General features: G+C 68.3%; 14 protein-coding genes. 3 read left to right on the forward strand and 11 right to left on the reverse strand.

Features of this window, described 5'->3' with window-relative positions:
- Positions 1 to 11: 11 nt before the first annotated feature.
- The 7 genes from eno to MHN80_RS07765 all read right to left on the reverse strand — a co-directional run bounded on the left by eno (position 12) and on the right by MHN80_RS07765 (position 8595).
- Complete coding sequence (gene eno / locus MHN80_RS07735) at positions 12 to 1295, reverse strand: phosphopyruvate hydratase (protein ID WP_064569250.1); 1284 nt, start codon at positions 1293 to 1295, stop codon at positions 12 to 14.
- A gap of 183 nt (positions 1296 to 1478) precedes the next feature.
- Entirely contained in the window at positions 1479 to 2267 is a 789-nt protein-coding gene (locus MHN80_RS07740) for a lytic transglycosylase domain-containing protein (RefSeq protein WP_239400681.1), read from the reverse strand.
- Between the two features lie 112 nt (positions 2268 to 2379).
- Positions 2380 to 3339 (reverse strand): formylglycine-generating enzyme family protein, encoded by a 960-nt coding sequence (locus MHN80_RS07745; protein WP_374206313.1) that lies wholly within the window; start codon positions 3337 to 3339, stop codon positions 2380 to 2382.
- Positions 3336 to 5258: an adenylyl-sulfate kinase gene (cysC, locus tag MHN80_RS07750; RefSeq protein ID WP_239400683.1), complete on the reverse strand. Its 1923-nt coding sequence runs from the start codon at positions 5256 to 5258 to the stop codon at positions 3336 to 3338. Before cysC ends, MHN80_RS07745 begins: the two co-directional genes overlap by 4 nt.
- The gene (gene cysD, locus MHN80_RS07755; protein WP_239400685.1) at positions 5258 to 6241 is read right to left on the reverse strand and encodes a sulfate adenylyltransferase subunit CysD; all 984 of its coding nucleotides are present in this window, start codon (positions 6239 to 6241) and stop codon (positions 5258 to 5260) included. The genes cysC and cysD overlap by 1 nt, the downstream gene beginning before the upstream one ends.
- A complete protein-coding gene (locus MHN80_RS07760) occupies positions 6238 to 7047 on the reverse strand; it encodes a Stf0 family sulfotransferase (RefSeq protein WP_239400687.1) in 810 nt (269 codons plus the stop codon). The genes cysD and MHN80_RS07760 overlap by 4 nt, the downstream gene beginning before the upstream one ends.
- A 141-nt stretch (positions 7048 to 7188) precedes the next feature.
- Positions 7189 to 8595 (reverse strand): sulfatase, encoded by a 1407-nt coding sequence (locus MHN80_RS07765; RefSeq protein ID WP_239400689.1) that lies wholly within the window; start codon positions 8593 to 8595, stop codon positions 7189 to 7191.
- 319 nt (positions 8596 to 8914) lie between these two features.
- Here MHN80_RS07765 and efeU point away from each other — a divergent pair, with 319 nt between their 5' ends.
- Genes efeU through efeB form a run of 3 tightly spaced genes read left to right on the forward strand, consistent with a single transcriptional unit; the run spans position 8915 to position 12338 of the window.
- Positions 8915 to 9811: an iron uptake transporter permease EfeU gene (gene efeU, locus MHN80_RS07770; RefSeq protein WP_239400811.1), complete on the forward strand. Its 897-nt coding sequence runs from the start codon at positions 8915 to 8917 to the stop codon at positions 9809 to 9811.
- On the forward strand, positions 9808 to 11016 hold the full coding sequence (gene efeO, locus MHN80_RS07775) for an iron uptake system protein EfeO (protein ID WP_004022668.1): 1209 nt from the start codon (positions 9808 to 9810) through the stop codon (positions 11014 to 11016). Before efeU ends, efeO begins: the two co-directional genes overlap by 4 nt.
- On the forward strand, positions 11013 to 12338 hold the full coding sequence (gene efeB / locus MHN80_RS07780) for an iron uptake transporter deferrochelatase/peroxidase subunit (protein ID WP_239400691.1): 1326 nt from the start codon (positions 11013 to 11015) through the stop codon (positions 12336 to 12338). The genes efeO and efeB overlap by 4 nt, the downstream gene beginning before the upstream one ends.
- Before the next feature lie 22 nt (positions 12339 to 12360).
- Here efeB and MHN80_RS07785 read toward each other — a convergent pair whose 3' ends face one another.
- From MHN80_RS07785 to MHN80_RS07800, 4 genes are all read right to left on the reverse strand, one after another.
- Positions 12361 to 13011 (reverse strand): GntR family transcriptional regulator, encoded by a 651-nt coding sequence (locus MHN80_RS07785; protein ID WP_004022666.1) that lies wholly within the window; start codon positions 13009 to 13011, stop codon positions 12361 to 12363.
- A 52-nt stretch (positions 13012 to 13063) separates the two neighbouring features.
- Positions 13064 to 14095, reverse strand: coding sequence for an isopenicillin N synthase family oxygenase (locus MHN80_RS07790; protein WP_239400693.1), 1032 nt, complete (start codon positions 14093 to 14095; stop codon positions 13064 to 13066).
- Positions 14096 to 14156: 61 nt separating this feature from the next.
- Complete coding sequence (locus MHN80_RS07795; RefSeq protein WP_239400695.1) at positions 14157 to 15035, reverse strand: ABC transporter permease; 879 nt, start codon at positions 15033 to 15035, stop codon at positions 14157 to 14159.
- On the reverse strand, positions 15032 to 15811 hold the full coding sequence (locus tag MHN80_RS07800) for an ABC transporter ATP-binding protein (RefSeq protein WP_239400697.1): 780 nt from the start codon (positions 15809 to 15811) through the stop codon (positions 15032 to 15034). Before MHN80_RS07800 ends, MHN80_RS07795 begins: the two co-directional genes overlap by 4 nt.
- Positions 15812 to 15904 lie beyond the last annotated feature (93 nt).

Genomic DNA, 15904 nt, shown 5'->3' on the forward strand with positions numbered 1-15904 from the left:
CAGACAGCTAATCACGAACCAAACGAGAAACGCGGGAAGGCGAGGTCGCCCGCGTACCGTGCCGCGTCACCGAGTCCTTCCTCGATGCGCAGCAGCTGGTTGTACTTGGCGACCCGCTCGGAACGAGCGGGCGCACCGGTCTTGATCTGACCGCAGCTGCAGGCGACCGCGAGGTCGGCGATGGTGGTGTCCTCGGTCTCGCCCGACCGGTGGCTCATCATCGTCTTGTAGCCGTTGTTGTGCGCGAGCGCGACGGCGTCGAGGGTCTCGGTCAGCGTGCCGATCTGATTGACCTTCACCAGCAGCGCGTTCGCGATGCCCTTGGAGATGCCCTCCTCGAGACGCTCGGGGTTGGTCACGAACAGGTCGTCGCCGACGAGCTGCACGCGATCGCCGATCGACTCGGTCAGCTTGGCCCAGCCGTCCCAGTCGTCCTCGGACAGTCCGTCCTCGATCGAGACGATCGGGAAGTCGCTGATCAGTTTCTCGTAGAACGAGACCATCTCATCGGCGCCCAGTTCCTTGCCCTCGAGCTTGTAGGCACCGTTGGAGAAGAACTCGGTCGCCGCGGCGTCGAGCGCGATGACGACGTCACGGCCGAAGTTGTAGCCGGCCTTGCCGACCGCCTCGCCGATGACCGCGATGGCCGCCTCGGTGTTCGGCAGGTCGGGGGCGAAGCCGCCCTCGTCACCGAGGGCGGTGCTCATGCCCTGCTTGCCCAGGACACCCTTGAGAGCGTGGTACACCTCGGCGCCGCAACGGAGTGCTTCCTTGAAGGTCGGCGCGCCGACCGGGGCGATCATGAATTCCTGGAAGTCGATGCCGTTGTCGGCGTGCTCACCGCCGTTGATGATGTTCATCATCGGCACCGGCAGGATGTGGGCATTCGGTCCGCCGATGTAGCGGAACAGCGGCAGCCCGGCCGATTCGGCGGCGCCCTTGGCGACCGCGAGAGAGACACCGAGCAGCGCGTTGGCGCCGATGCGGCTCTTGTCGGGGGTGCCATCGCAGTCGAGCAGCGCCTGATCGACGAGGCGCTGTTCCTCGGCCTCGATACCGATCACGGCCGGAGCCAGGTCTCCGAGGACACCTTCGACGGCCTTGGTGACGCCCTTGCCCAGGTACCGTTCGCCACCGTCGCGCAGCTCGACGGCCTCGTGTTCGCCGGTCGACGCACCGGACGGCACTGCGGCACGGGTGAAGGTGCCGTCGTCCAGGACGACCTCGACCTCGACCGTCGGGTTGCCCCGCGAATCGAGAATCTCACGCGCACCTACCTGCTCGATGATTGCCACGGTTGCACCCCAATCTCGGTGGACGAGTTCGTCGGCGATATCCCAGGGGGCGAGGCCTCCGCGGGGCCGCCTACGCCGACGACGGCCGGTTCTGGTGCCGGCCGATACGCAAGAGCCTAGTGGCTGCGCCGAAGCCGCACGTGACAAGGTCGGCGCAACCGGCGCGGCCGTCGCCGACGACTGTCAGAAGCGGACGTTGATCGAGTAGGCGTTCGCGTGATCGCGCACGTCGAGGACGTAGGCCATCGAGTTGTTGTAGGTCCGGACGGCCTTCTCCCACCCCTCCGGATTCGTCATGTCGTTGCCGGAGGAGACACAGAGGTAGCGGGCCGCCGACAAGGCGGCGTCGTCGATGTTGTCCGGGTCTGGGATGCCGTCGCCGCTGGCGTCGACTCCGTATCGCTTCCATGTCTGGGGGATGAACTGGAACGGCCCCATCGCGCGATCGTGGGTGGGGTCCCCGTCGAGCTCGCCGCCGTCGGTGTCGCGGATCTCCATGTTCCCGCGGGTGCCGTCGAGTTTCGCGCCGCGGATGGGTGGGCTGACGTCCCCGTTCTCGGCCACCTCTGACCCCCGGTACTGGCCGTGCTTGCTCTCCACGCCGGCGATACCGGCCAGCGTCGTCCAGGCGATGCCGCATTCGGGGTGCTGCTGCCGTTGGATCTCGGCGGCGTTGCCGTATGCCTGCAACGAGATGATCGGGATGCCGGTGGACTCCGAGATCGGCACCGCCCAGTCGTGCATCTTGTTCGCGGTCCGTCCGGGCGCGTTGATGTCGATGTACGGCTGCGGAACGCCCGCGCCCGGCGGGATGCCCTCCGGGATGTCCGGTCTGCTCAGCGACGGCAGATCGATGCACCCGGCCAGCAACACCGACGACGCGACCGCCACGGTCGAGGCCACGAGGCCGTTCTTCCACGAGAGCCGCCGCCTCGATTCCCGACGCGACGCATCCCGGCCCACCACACGCATTCCTGCCCTACTCCTGTCCCGGTCGGGGGTGCTTTCCCGGGCGGAACCGCCCGGTGGACCACGATCGCACAACCGATCGGGTCGCCCGAAGATCAACACACAGTCTGGTGACTCAACTGACCGCGGTGGAGATCGGTTCCCGTCGGGTGTCCCGGGGACTCACGGTCCGGAACCCGATGTTGCTCGCCGTCGACTCCGGCGTGTTGTGCGATCGCGCGGCGACGCGGTAGCGGTGACAGTACGAGTCGTGGCACAGGTGGCTGCCGCCGCGGAGAACCCGTGCGCTCCCCCGGGCCGGCCCCGACGGATCGGTGCGGTCGGACACCCGGTAGTACCGGGCGCTGAACCTGTCGGCACACCATTCCCACACGTTGCCGGCGCATTGGTACAGGCCGTGGCCGTTGGGCTCGAAGGTCCGTACCGGTGTGGTGCCGATCCGCGCGGTCGGGCCGTTCGGGAAATCGCCGCGAAAGATGGTGCAGCGCGGATCGTCCGCGGTGGGCGGCTCGTCGCCCCAGGGGTATCGCGCCCCGCGCAGCCCACCCCGGGCCGCGTACTCCCACTGCGCCTCGGTGGGCAGGGCGCGCCCGGCCCAGTCGCAGTAGGCCGCTGCGTCGCGGTGGCTGACGTGGACGACGGGGTGATCCGCCAGACCGTCGAGGGTGCTGCCCGGACCGGCCGGGTGTCGCCACGATGCTCCGTCGACCGCCAGCCACCACGGGGTGCCCGGCACCGGCCGTCCCGGGGCGGTCGCGTAGGTGTGGAAGACCGCGGATCCGCCGAAGGTCTCGGCGTCGGTCCGGTGACCGGTCGCCGCCACGAAGGACGCGAACGCGGCGTTGGTCACCGCGGTGGTGTCGATCGAGAAGGCGCTGAGCTCGACCTCGTGGACCGGCGTCTCGCCGTCGGTGCGGTAACCCTCGCCGAAGGCATCGCCCATGTCGAAGACCCCGGCCGGGACACTCACGGTCTCGACGAGGTGCGGACCGGACCCGAGGATCCCGTTCTGCTCGACCGTCGGCGACTCATCCGCGCCGTCGCGCGCGGGTCCTCGGGGATGACAGCAACTCACCCCGCCATGATGCCGCGATCCATCAGGGCGCCGAGGATCAGCGACGCCAGCCGGTCGATGTCCGCGCCGGTGGTGTCGAATCGCAGATCGGGGTTCTCGGGACTCTCGTAGGGCGCGTCGATGCCGGTGAGCCCGCGCAGTTCGCCGCGACGGGCACGCTCGTAGAGCCCCTTGGGGTCGCGGCGTTCGCACTCGGTGACCGGTGTGGACACGTGGACCTCGATGAAGTCGAGGTCGGCGGCACGGTGGAGTTCGCGGGCGATCTCACGATCCGAGCGCAGCGGCGAGACCATCGACGCGATGGCGATGACCCCCGCGTCGGCGAAGAGTCGGGCGACGTGTCCGACGCGCCGGATGTTCTCCGCGCGGTCACCGGCCGAGAAGCCGAGGTCGTCGGAGATCCCGTGCCGGATGTTGTCGCCGTCGAGCAGATAGGCGACGCGACCGCGGCTGACGACGGCCCGTTCGAGTGCCACGGCGACCGTGGACTTGCCCGACGCCGGCAGACCGGTGAGCCATACCGTGGCGCCGCGCTGTTCGGTGTGCGCCCATCGTTCGGCCCGGGCCAGCGAACTCGGATGCCACTTGATGTCGTTGCGGGTCGCCTTGCCGGGGACGACCTCGCGCGGTTCGAGGATCGTCCCCGCGCCGACCGTGTCGTTGGACGCCTCGTCGATGAGGATGAACGCGCCCGTGTCCCGGTTGCTCGCATAGGGATCCGCCGGCACCACCGACGACGTCCGCATCGTGACGGTGCCGATGTCGTTGAGCACGAGTTCACCCGGGGCGACATGTTCGATGAGGGTGTCCGGGTCGAGGCGCCGCTCGAGCGACTGGACGGTCGCACGCACCGTCGACGGACCGTGTTTGAGCGCGACGCGGTCACCGGCGCGCAGCGGCGAGTTCGACAGCCAGCACACGTGTGCGTCGATCTCTCGCGCGAGGACCGGCACGTGCGCTCCCGGCGCGCCGCTGACGATGATGTCGCCGCGGCCGATGTCGATGTCGTCGTCGATCTGGATTCCCACCGAGAGCGGCGCCACCGCAACGTCTCTCGTGGGATCCAGGGTGTCCAGTGCGGTCACGGTCGATCGACTGCCCGACGGCAGCACGACGATCTCGTCACCGACGCGCAGTGTTCCGGAGGCGAGCCGGCCGGTGTAGGTGCGCCGGTTCGACTCGCTGGGACGCGACACCCACTGGATCGGGAGGCGCAGTTCCTCGGTCACCGGCGCGGGCGCGTGCAGTTCGACGTCCTCGAGGTACTCCAACAGGGTTGCCCCGGAGTACCACGGGGTGTTCGACGAGCGGTGCACGACGTTGTCCCCGTGCTTGGCGGCCACCGGGATCGCCGGGATCTCCCCGATCCCGAGTTGCACCGCGAGTTCGGCGAGATCGGCGCGGATCTCGTCGAAACGGTGCTCGGAGTAGTCGACGAGGTCGATCTTGTTGACCGCCGCGATCACGTGGGGCACACCGACGAGCGTCGCGATCCGCGCGTGCCTGCGGGTCTGCCGGAGCAACCCGTGCCGCGCGTCGACGAGCAGGATCGCGACATGCGCATTGGACGCCCCGGTGAACATGTTGCGGGTGTACCGCTCGTGTCCGGGTGTGTCGGCGAGGACGTAACTGCGTGTGGGCGTGGAGAAGAAGCGGTAGGCCACGTCGATCGTGATGCCCTGCTCGCGTTCGGCACGCAGGCCGTCGGAGAGGGCGGCCAGGTCGATGTCACCATCGCCGTCGGTGACCGCGGCGAGGTGGTCGGTCGGCAGACTTCCGGTGTCGTGCAGAATCCGGCCGATCAGGGTCGACTTGCCGTCATCGACGCTGCCCGCGGTGGCGATGCGCAGGAATTGCCGTGCGGCCGTGCCGGTCTGGTCGCCACCGGATACGACCGGCTGCGGAGAGGTGAGAGTCATCAGAAATACCCTTCGCGCTTACGGTCTTCCATGGCGGCGCTGGACGTGCGGTCGTCGGCACGGGTCTCGCCGCGCTCGGAGACGGTGGATTCACTGATCTCGGCGATGATCTCGGAGATGGTGGTCGCGGTGGACCGGACGGCGCCGGTGATCGTGAGATCGCCGACCGTGCGGTACCGCACCCACTCGGTCCGTACCTCGTCGCCCTCGCGGGGGCGAGAATGCTCCGAGACCGAGAGCAGGATGCCGTCCCGGTCGAACACCTCGCGCTCGGCGGCGAAGTAGATCGACGGGAGTTCGAGGCCCTCGAGTTCGATGTAGCGCCAGATGTCGGTCTCGGTCCAGTTCGAGAGGGGGAACACTCGGACCGATTCTCCGCGACGGATACGCCCGTTGTACAACGACCACGGCTCGGGGCGCTGCGCGCGGGGATCCCATTGGCCGAACTCGTCGCGGAAGCTGAAGATGCGCTCTTTCGCGCGGGCGCGCTCCTCGTCGCGACGGGCACCGCCGAAGGCGGCGTCGAATCCGCCCTTCTCGAGTGCGTCGAGCAGGGTGCGCGTCTGCAGGCGGTTCCGCGAACCCGACGGGTCGGTGGACTCGGCGACTCGTCCCGAGTCGATGGACTCCTGGACCGAGGCCACGATGAGGTCGATGCCCTCGGGGTTCTCCGCGGTCGGCGCGACCCGACGGTCACGGAACTCGATCACCTCGTCGAAATTGTGCCCGGTGTCGACGTGCATGATCGGGAAGGGTAACGGCGCGGGCCGAAAAGCCTTCTCGGCCAGCCGGAGCAGGACGATGGAATCCTTGCCGCCGGAGAACAGCAGCACCGGCCGTTCCAGTTCGGCGACGACCTCGCGGATGATGTGGACCGCCTCGGCCTCCAGCACCCGGATGGCGGTCACATGGTCGACGTCGTCGCCGGGACGGTCCCGGCCGGCGGTCGCCCGATAGCGCGAGCCCTCGTCTACAGCGGTCACAGTGGGTATCCGTTCCGTTCGGCGTCGTCTCGATAGCGTCGGGCCCACTCCTTGGACCGCGAATTGGACTGTGGCTTCAGCGGCGGCGGGGGCGCCAGCTCCGGGTCCTGCCCGATCTTCTCCAGCACACGCGCGGTCGCCTTCGTGGGATCGTTGACCAGGTCGCGGAACTCGATCTCCAGCGGTTCGATCCCTTCGGCGGCAAACCAGTTGCGCCACTGTCGTTCCTGGTCGACGAGGATGCCGGCAAGGTGCGCGATACCACCTGCGTGATACACCGCGTCGTCGTGCTCGTCGGCGTCGGAGCCATCGTGGCGCCACACGCGGGTCTGCACCGCACGCCACATCGAGACAGCCTGCGGCACAACATCATCACGATGGACATGGACGTAGAGCGGGTCGGCCCCGTCGAACACCCACCGGACGGCTTCGCGCAGCGCGCCCGAGGCGATGCGGCTACGCGAGATCAGCAGCGGCGTCTGGTTCCACATCAGCTTGCCACCCCACACCCCGTTGGGGGTGCGTCCCGCGGCCCGGACGTCCGCGCGCCATGTCGCCGAATCGCGGGTGTCGATCACTCCGGGGTCGAGCGGATCGAGCAGCTCGACGATGGCCGGATCGGCGACTCCGGCGAACCATTCACGCGGCTGCGGCGCCTGAGACGAGTCGGGAAAGTACTGGAAGAACTCCTCCGGACGACCCGCGACGCCGGTGGCGGCGAGCGACTCCACCAGGAGCGTGCTGCCGCTGCGCTGGCTCGCGCACACCAGATAGTTTGCCGGTCCCGCTGAGGACGTCAGTGACATGAACGATGAGTCTAGCGAGCCGGAAACCCACCGCAAGCTGGCCTTTTACGCGCAAGAGGGGTGAAACCATTGACACCGGAACGTCGCTGTGCAGGGTCAGGACCGCGGTGTCCGAGTCGAGGAGTTCTCGCGGCGCGCCGCTCAGCCCTCGCCCGACGTGATGTCGCCGGCCAGCTCGCGCCGCGCGCCCAGCGGACGCCGCGACGGCAACGCCTCCTCCTCACTCGCGACCTGCGCCGCCTTGGCGTGGAATGCGTCCATGAAGGCCTGTGCGATCGCCGTTCCGGTGGCGTCGTCGGGTAGCTCGTCACCGGTGCGCGCCCGCCAGTCCACCAGTGCTCGCGCGAGATCGGACCGGATCCGGGCGTAGGACGGGTCGTCGGCGACATTGTTGCGCTCATGGGGATCGGAACGCAGGTCGTAGAGTTCGGCGCGGGGCCGATCCCGTTGCACTTCTTGCTGATCCAGCGATCGAGCGGACAGGCTGTCGGCGATGTCGAGCGGGAGCAGCAGCGCCGGTCGCGCCGCGTAGTTCTCGATGTAGCTGAACTCCTTGGTGCGCACGGCCCGGATCGGATCGAAGGCATCGTGGTAGGTCTTCTCGGTGAACACCTCGGTCCGGACCGCGGCGTCTGCCGCGCCCGCGAGCGCCGCGGCGTGCGAGTCGCCGTCGACGGCCTCCGGGATGTCCAGACCCACCAACTCCAGCAGTGTCGGGGTGAGGTCCACTCCGGAGAACAGGTCGTCGTAGACCGTCGGTGCGATGCCGAGCCGCGCGGGCGGCCGCATGATCAGCGCCACCCCGGTGCCCTCGGCATACAGCGTCGACTTGGCGCGCGGAAAGGCCAGGCCGTGGTCGGTGACGAACACGATCCAGGTGGAGTCATCGAGGCCCAGTTCGGCCACGGTGTCGAGAAGCCGGCCCACGGCGGCGTCGGCCTTGGTGATCGACCCGTGCAGACCCGCCAGGTCATCGCGGACGTCTTCGGTGTCCGGCAGGAAGCCGGGTACGGCGATGGTGCTGGTGTCGGCAGGTTTGTACTCGTCGGCCGGGTAGGGCCGATGCGTCTCGAAGAAGCCCGCGGTCAGGAAGAACGGCCGATCGTCGTGGGCATGACGCCGCAACCAGTCCTGGGAGCGGTCGACCACGTAGTCGCATCGCGAATCCGACACGTCCACCGAGTCGAAGCCGAGCCGGCCCGGGTCGGCGCTCTCGTGCTGCATCCCGAAGAGCGCCGATCGATACCCGGCGCCGCCGAGGAGCGCCGGGAGGGTCTGCACGTCCGGGAAGTATTCGAAGCCGTGGTGTGCGAGGCCGACGAGACCGTTGCCGTGCGGATAGCGCCCGGTGAACAGGGAACCGCGGGCGGGCGAGCAGAGGGGCGCCGTCGCGTGCGCGTCGGCGAACCGGATACCGGACGCGGCGAGGTCGTCGAGCACGGGACTCTCGACGCCGTCGGCGCCGTAACACCGCAGATGGCGACCGAGATCGTGCCAATGCACGAGGATCACGTTGTCGCGGCGCGCGGCATCGGGTGAGGAGACCATCCACCCATGATGACGCAGACGATTCCCGTCCCGGGCCCCACTCACGCGGGCCGATTCCGACAATCCGCCCACCGCACAGCCAGACGACATCAAATCACCGTGCGCAAAAGTCCTGGCCGGGACCGAATTCGGGGGTGCGGGCGGCCGAGTGAGCCGATATGCCCTATGCCGGAGACCCTTTCGGGTCTAACCTTCGGTGTGGTTAGCCTCAGCGAACCTGCGGCGCCACCGAACCGGGAGGGAAGGCTTCGTGACACTGGTCGTATCGGACGGCGGCCTGTTCGCAGCAGCGAGCGACGCGCCCTCGACGTTCACGCAGATGTTCGGCAGCGGTTTGATCGGATTACGCGAAGGGCTCGAAACCGGCATCGTGGTCATGGTTCTCGTCGCCTACGTGGTGAAGACCGGACGACGAGACGCGCTCAAGTGGATCTGGTCGGGTGTGGCCGCCGCGGTCGCGATGGTCGTCGTGGTGTTCCTGGTGATCCACTTCGGCACGTCCACCATGACCCCGCTCGCGGCCGAGACCATCGCGGGGATCGCCTCGCTGGTCGCGGTCGGGATCGTGACGTTCATGGTGCTGTGGATGAGCAAGGCCGCCCGGCACATCTCCGCCGATCTCAAGAGCGGGATGTCGCGGGCGCTCGTCGCCGGTCGGGCCTCGGTGATGGGACTGGCGTTCCTCGCCGTCGGGCGCGAGGGATTCGAGACCGCGTTGCTGATGGTCGGTTATGCCGAGAGCGTTTCCGGCGGAGTGTGGCCGTTGGTCGGGCTGCTGCTCGGGGTCGTGGCCGCGGTCGCACTGACCGTGCTGATCTACCTCGGCGCGATCCGACTGGATCTGCGGTTGTTCTTCATCTACACCGGCATCTTCCTGATCTTCGTGGCGGCCGGGATCCTCACCTACGGCGTCGGCGCCCTGCAGACCGTCGGGTGGCTACCCGGGCACGGGGCGGTGGCCTTCGACGTCTCCGGGGGATACGACGCGTCGTCCTGGTACGGCACCGTGCTCGGCGGCATCTTCAACTTCCGGCCCGACCCCACCGTCCTGCAGGTCGTCGCGTGGATCACCTACGTGGCCGTCGTACTGACGATCTTCTGCCGGCGGCAACTGAGCCCGGCTCCCCAGGTCTCCTCCGCCGCCTCCGCTCCGGGCTCGACGACCACGCAGAACCCCGCATCCGCGGAATCCGCAACCGAAAGGAACCCTCAGTGAATCGCAGAACCGTGATGGCCGCCGGCGCGGCCGTGGCACTCGTGTCACCCGTGCTGCTGGCCGGCTGTACCCAGAAGGCCACCTCGGACGGTGCGATCACGGTCACGTCCACCAACGATGCATGCGACCTCGCGAGCACGGAGGCGACCACGGGCAACGTCGATTTCGCCGTCACCAACTCCGGCGACAAGGTCACCGAGTTCTACGTGTACGGCACCAACAACCGCGTACTCGGCGAGGTCGAGAACATCGGTCCCGGACTGTCGGGCAACCTCAGCGTGGAGATCGTCGAACCCGGCACCTACACGGTGGCCTGCAAACCGGGCATGGTCGGAACCGGCATCCGCACCGAACTCACCGTCGGCGGCGAGCGCAAGGAAAAGGCCGACGTGCCCGCGGACGTGACCGCCGCCAAGGGCCAGTACCTCGAGTACGTCCGCAACCAGCTCAACACCCTGCACGCACAGGTGACCGCCTTCGTCGGCAGCGTCAAGGCAGGCGACCTCGACGCCGCGCGCGCCCAGTTCGGACTCGCACGCACACCGTACGAACGCATCGAGCCCGTCGCCGAATCCTTCCCCGACCTCGACCCCGCCATCGACATGCGGTGGGACGACACCGAGGACGGCGCCCAGCCGTTCACCGGCTTCCACCGCATCGAACGTTTCCTGTGGCCGCCGCAGCCGGCCGAGATCGGCGACGCACCCGGCCAGATCACCCCGGCCGACGCACAGAACGCGGCCGCCACCGACAACCCGCAGACCATCGCGCCGGTCGCCGATCAGCTCCTCGCCGACGTGACCAAGCTCCGCGACGAGGTCAACGCACCCGGGTTCGAGTTCGAGACCGGGTCGTTCGTGAAGGGCCCCCAGGCGCTCATCGACGAGGTCGCCGCCACCAAGATCGACGGCGAGGAAGACCGGTACTCGCACACCGACCTGTGGGACTTCGCCGGCAATCTCGACGGCTCGGAGACCGCGATCGCGACACTGCAGCCGATCATCTCGGCGAAGGACCCGAAGCTGATGGACACCATCACCGCCCAGTTCGCCACCGTGCGCGACTCGGTGAACACCTATCGCTCCGGCGACGGGTACGTGTCCTACACCGAGGTCTCCGCGGACCAGCGCAAGGAGATGTCCAACCAGATCGACGCGCTGTCGGCGACACTGTCGCAGGTTCCCGGGATCGTGCTGGCCCAGTGAGTGATCCGACCTCCGACCCGCGCGACGGCGAAACCGATGCCGCACCCCGGTCCCCACGGCGCGGGTTCTCCCGTCGCGCGGTGATCGGCGGCGCCGGCGCCGGACTCGTCGTCGCCGCGGGCGGGGTCGCCCTCGGGCGGGCCTCGGCGTCGTCGCAGTCGCCACCCGGCCAGATCGTCGAGTTCCGCGGCGAGCACCAGGCAGGCATCACCACCGCAGCCCAGGACCGGTTGCACTTCGCCAGCTTCGACGTCGTCACCGACTCCCGCGCCGAACTCATCGCCATGCTGCAACGCTGGACCGCGGCGGCCGAACGGATGACTCGCGGCGAGGAGACCGTCGACGACGGTGCGACCGGACTCGGTGACTACACACCACCGGCCGACACCGGCGAAGCGCTCGGACTCGGCGCCGCGAACCTCACTCTCACCATCGGTTTCGGCCCGGGACTGTTCGGTCCCTGCGCCGCCGACCCCACCCGCCCCGACCGGTTCGGCATCGGTGACCGCAAACCCGCTGCCCTGCGAGACCTTCCCGGTTTCGCGGCGGAGAAGATCGAACCCGCACGGTCCTACGGCGACATCTGCATCCAGGCATGTGCCGACGATCCGCAGGTCGCGGTCCACGCGATCCGCAACCTGGCCCGCATGGCCTTCGGCGTGGCCGCGGTGCGCTGGTCCCAGCTCGGCTTCGGCCGCACCTCGTCGACCACCCAGTCGCAGTCGACACCACGAAACCTGTTCGGGTTCAAGGACGGGACCAACAACCTCCGGGCGGAGGACACCGAGCTGCTCGACCGCTGGGTGTGGGTCGGCGCCGAGGACAACCCGCCGGCCGCCCGCTGGATGACCGGCGGCACCTACCTCGTCGCCCGACGCATCCGCATGGACATCGAGCCGTGGGACCGCGCCCACCTGCTCGAACAGGAACAGATCGTCGGTCGCACGAAGGCGGCCGGCGCACCGCTGGGACAGACCGACGAATTCGACACACCCGACTTCGCGGTCACCTCCGGCCGCACGCCGGTCATCCCCCGCGACGCCCACATCCGGCTCGCGCATCCCGACAACCTCGGCGGCGTCCGAATCCTGCGGCGCGGGTACAACTTCACCGACGGCTCGGACGGCTTCGGCCACCTGGACGCAGGCCTGTTCTTCATCGCGTTCAACCGAGACACCGGACGGCAGTTCGTCCCGATGCAACACGCGCTCTCCCGCAGAGACGCGATGACCGAATACCTCATCCCCAACGGGTCGTCCGTCTTCGCCATACCCCCCGGGCTCGCTCCCGGCGAGTGGTGGGGACAACACCTCTTCGCCTGAGTCGCGCCCCGACGAGAGGGCCTCAGGTCCGGAGCAGGCGCACGAGGACGCCGGCGGCGTGCGCCCGTGCGGCCCGGTCGGCCCCGTCGGCGTCGCCGGCCTCCAGCGCCGCGACGATCCGGCGGTGTTCGGTCACGGCATGCCGGCGGTTGTCCTCGTGCGACCACATGTCGGACCGGTACAGGTGTGACTGGGTGTCGAGCTTCAGCAGGGCATCGCACAGCGGCGCATTGCCCGACAACGACCGGACCGCGGTGTGGAAGTCGAGGTCGAGTTCGGCGTCGCGTCGGTGATCGGGATCGGTGTCCAGCAACCGCTCCTGTTCTCGGACCCGCTCCCACAGGCCCGCCAGCTCCGCGCGCGTCACCCGCACCGTGGCCTGGCGGGCGGCGAGACCGTCGAGCACCTCGCGGACCTCGAAGACGTGCCGCAGCATCGCGTCGTCGAGCACCGCGACCTTCGCCCCGACTCGCGGGGTGTAGACGGCCAGCCCGTCCATGACGAGTTGCTGGACCGCCTCCCGAACCGGACTGCGCGAGACGTCCAGTCGAGCGGCCAACCCCGGAACCGAGAGCGACGCACCGGGTTCGAGGGTGCCGTCGAAGATCTCGTCGCGTATGCGGCGCAGGACCGACTGCGTGAGCAGGGCGCCGTCGTCTCCGTTTCCAGTCATGACCGTCCCAGCGTAGAAGGCCGCGGCCCAGACGGCATCATCGCCGACGGCATCATCCCGCGGCCATCACGCGCTGCGCCTCGCGATCGGCTCCGGCGGGTGCGACGCCGTTCTTCATCCCGGCCAGTTTCGCGTTGATGTTCTCGGCGACGGTGATCGGTGGATATCCGGGGTGATCGGTGCGGGCGCACCCGGGCAGCGTCTCGATGAGGGCGTCGGCGTTGCCGTCGAAGAAGAACGCCGCCGACCGGCGACGGAGGATCCGGCCGTCGACGACCGGCGGGTCGACGCGGTGCACGGTCGAACGCCACCGGTCATTCGTCCACCGCGCCATGGCATCCCCGAGGTTGACCAGCAATGCGCCGTCGGCGGGCGCCACGTCGTGCCATCGGGCCTCGTGATCGAGCACCTGGAGCCCGGGTACCTGGTCGGCCCACAGCACGGTGAGGATGCCGAAGTCGGTGTGCGCACCCATCCCGGTCAAGTCCCCGGCGAGTTCGATCTCCCCTTCGGGGAGGGTGTAGTTGTTCAACTTCAGCGCATCGATGGAGTGGTCGGTCATCGAGTCGAAGTAGCCCGCAGGCAGACCGAGCGCATCGGTGAACGCGGTGAGCAGAACTCGGGAGAGGTCGCGCGCGGCGCCGAACCAGTCCTCTACGGCACCGCGGAAGCCCGGGGCCGCGTCCGGCCACGTGTTCGTCGGGTAGCTGGACTCCGGTAGGTCCAGGTCCGGGAACCAGGCACCCTCCGAGCCGACGGTGAACGCCTCGTAGAAGTCGTTCATCTGGTTGGCCGCCGCGACACCGAGACTCATGCTCAGCGATTCGCTCTTCGGGGGGCTGTAGCCACGGTTCTGACCCGGCCGGGCATATCGCTTCTTCTCCTCGAGCGGTAGCGCGTAGAACTCGTCGAGCGCCGCGGTCAGGGCATCGATGACGGCCGGTGCGATGCCGTGACCGACGATCTGGACGAAACCGACTCCGCTGCAGGCGTCGTCGAGGGCGCGCGCCACTCGGCTCCGCTCCGCGGGCGTGCCGTGCGGGTCGCGGTAGGCCGAGATGTCGATCGTGGGAACGGTGAACATGTGTCCTCCGGGTGGAGTCGAGACGAAAGTGGAGTGGTGCGAGCGTGGATGCGACGTGTCGTCAGCGTCGGCGGTTGACGGCGGCGTTGAGGATGCCGAAGATGCCGAAGACGAGGATGCCGAAGACCGATGCCAGGACGATCGCGGCGATCAGGTCGTCGGACTGCAGGCGGGCCCGGTAGATGTCGAGCAGCGTGCCGATTCCCGGTTCGCCCTTGGCGAAGAACATGTCTCCGATGATGGCGCCGACCACGACGAGCCCCGAGGCGGTCCGGAAACCCGTCATCATCGACGGCAGCGCCGACGGGAACTCGAGCATCAGCAGGCGTTGCACCGGCGTCGCCTTGGACAGCGTGAACAGCTCCTGTGAGGACTTGTCGACCGAGACGAGACCGAAGTGCGTGTTGGCGATGATCGGGAAGATGGCGATGATCACGCACACGATGGTGCGGGCGACCATCCCGTAACCGAACCACAGACCGATCAACGGCACGATCGCCAGCACCGGGATCACCTGGAGCACAACGGCCCAGGGGTAGATCGCGCGTTCGAGAAAGGACCCTCGGCTCATCAGGACCCCGATGGACACCCCGATGAGCGCGGCGACGACGAAGCCGACGAGGCACACCTTGGCGGTGACCCAGAGCGCGTCGAGCATGGGGCCCACGTGATCCGGTTCGAGCAGCGAGTCGAACAGCACGGCGTGCGGGGGTGGGAGCAGAAAACGCCTTGCGGGAGCGAGGATCAGATAGCTGACCGCATACCAGGCGCCGATCGCGACGGCGAGGGACAGTACCGGTGGGGCCCCGTATCGGAGCACGCCCAGCGCCGCGCGGCGCACGGTACCGCGCCGCGATGACCCCGACGGTCCCCCTGCGGACGCCGGCGTCTGATCGGGTTGCACGCCGGTGACGGGGCGGGATCGGGCGGCAGTGGTCATCGTGCACCTCGGAGGGTTTCGGAGATCTCGGCGACACGGTCGGTGAAGCGGCTGTCATGACGCAGATCCGGGTGGCGGGGGTGAGCGAAGTCGATGCCGATGTCGGCGACGATTCGCCCGGGACGTGCGGACATCACGATCACCCGGTTGGCGAGGAACACCGCTTCGGACACCGAGTGCGTGATGAACATCGCGGTGAATCGGCGTTCGGCGTAGAGCCGTTGCAACTCGGATTGCATGTCGAGTCGGGTCATCTCGTCAAGAGCACCGAAGGGCTCGTCGAGGAGCAGCAGTTCGGGCTCGGAGGTCAGTGCCCGGGCCAGTGAGGCACGCATCTTCATGCCGCCCGACAGCATGCGCGGCAGCTGCGACTCGAATCCGGTGAGACCAACCGCATCGATCGCGGACTGCGCCCGGCGCCGGCGTTCGCCCCGCGGCAGTCGTGCGATCTCGGCGCAGAGTTCGACATTGCCCCGCACGCTGCGCCAGGCCAGGAGGGTGGGCTCCTGGAAGATGAACCCGACCGACTCCGTGGCGAGCGCCACGCTTCCGTCCGTAGGCTTCTCGAGTCCCGCGACCATCCGGAGCAGGGTGGACTTGCCGCATCCCGACGGTCCCACGACCGCCACGAAGTCGCCGATGCGCACGTCGAGGTCCACCCGGTCCAGCGCACGGGTCCCCGAATGGAATCGCTTCGTCACCCCGGAGACGGAGGCGACGACATCCTTGGTGAGATGTCGCGCATCCACGTCGTTCACCGTGTCGTAGAGTCTCATGCGGCCTTCCCGTCTTCGCTACATGTAGGCAACAGCCAATGTCTGCCTGTTCATGATTGGTTACATGTATTTCCGCCCGATGACATCGTGTAA

This window comes from Gordonia sp. McavH-238-E, assembly GCF_022348225.1.
GTDB classification, from domain to species: domain Bacteria; phylum Actinomycetota; class Actinomycetes; order Mycobacteriales; family Mycobacteriaceae; genus Gordonia; species Gordonia terrae.

What these genes read in the sequence shown, in the direction of transcription:
- MHN80_RS07785 (WP_004022666.1), bottom strand. Translation starts at nt 13,011, where the DNA reads ATGACTGGAAACGGAGACGACGGCGCCCTGCTCACGCAGTCGGTCCTG.
- MHN80_RS07760 (WP_239400687.1), bottom strand. Translation starts at nt 7,047, where the DNA reads ATGTCACTGACGTCCTCAGCGGGACCGGCAAACTATCTGGTGTGCGCG.
- MHN80_RS07740 (WP_239400681.1), bottom strand. Translation starts at nt 2,267, where the DNA reads ATGCGTGTGGTGGGCCGGGATGCGTCGCGTCGGGAATCGAGGCGGCGG.
- MHN80_RS07795 (WP_239400695.1), bottom strand. Translation starts at nt 15,035, where the DNA reads ATGACCACTGCCGCCCGATCCCGCCCCGTCACCGGCGTGCAACCCGAT.
- cysC (WP_239400683.1), bottom strand. Translation starts at nt 5,258, where the DNA reads ATGACTCTCACCTCTCCGCAGCCGGTCGTATCCGGTGGCGACCAGACC.
- MHN80_RS07800 (WP_239400697.1), bottom strand. Translation starts at nt 15,811, where the DNA reads ATGAGACTCTACGACACGGTGAACGACGTGGATGCGCGACATCTCACC.
- MHN80_RS07790 (WP_239400693.1), bottom strand. Translation starts at nt 14,095, where the DNA reads ATGTTCACCGTTCCCACGATCGACATCTCGGCCTACCGCGACCCGCAC.
- MHN80_RS07765 (WP_239400689.1), bottom strand. Translation starts at nt 8,595, where the DNA reads ATGGTCTCCTCACCCGATGCCGCGCGCCGCGACAACGTGATCCTCGTG.
- efeU (WP_239400811.1), top strand. Translation starts at nt 8,915, where the DNA reads ATGTTCGGCAGCGGTTTGATCGGATTACGCGAAGGGCTCGAAACCGGC.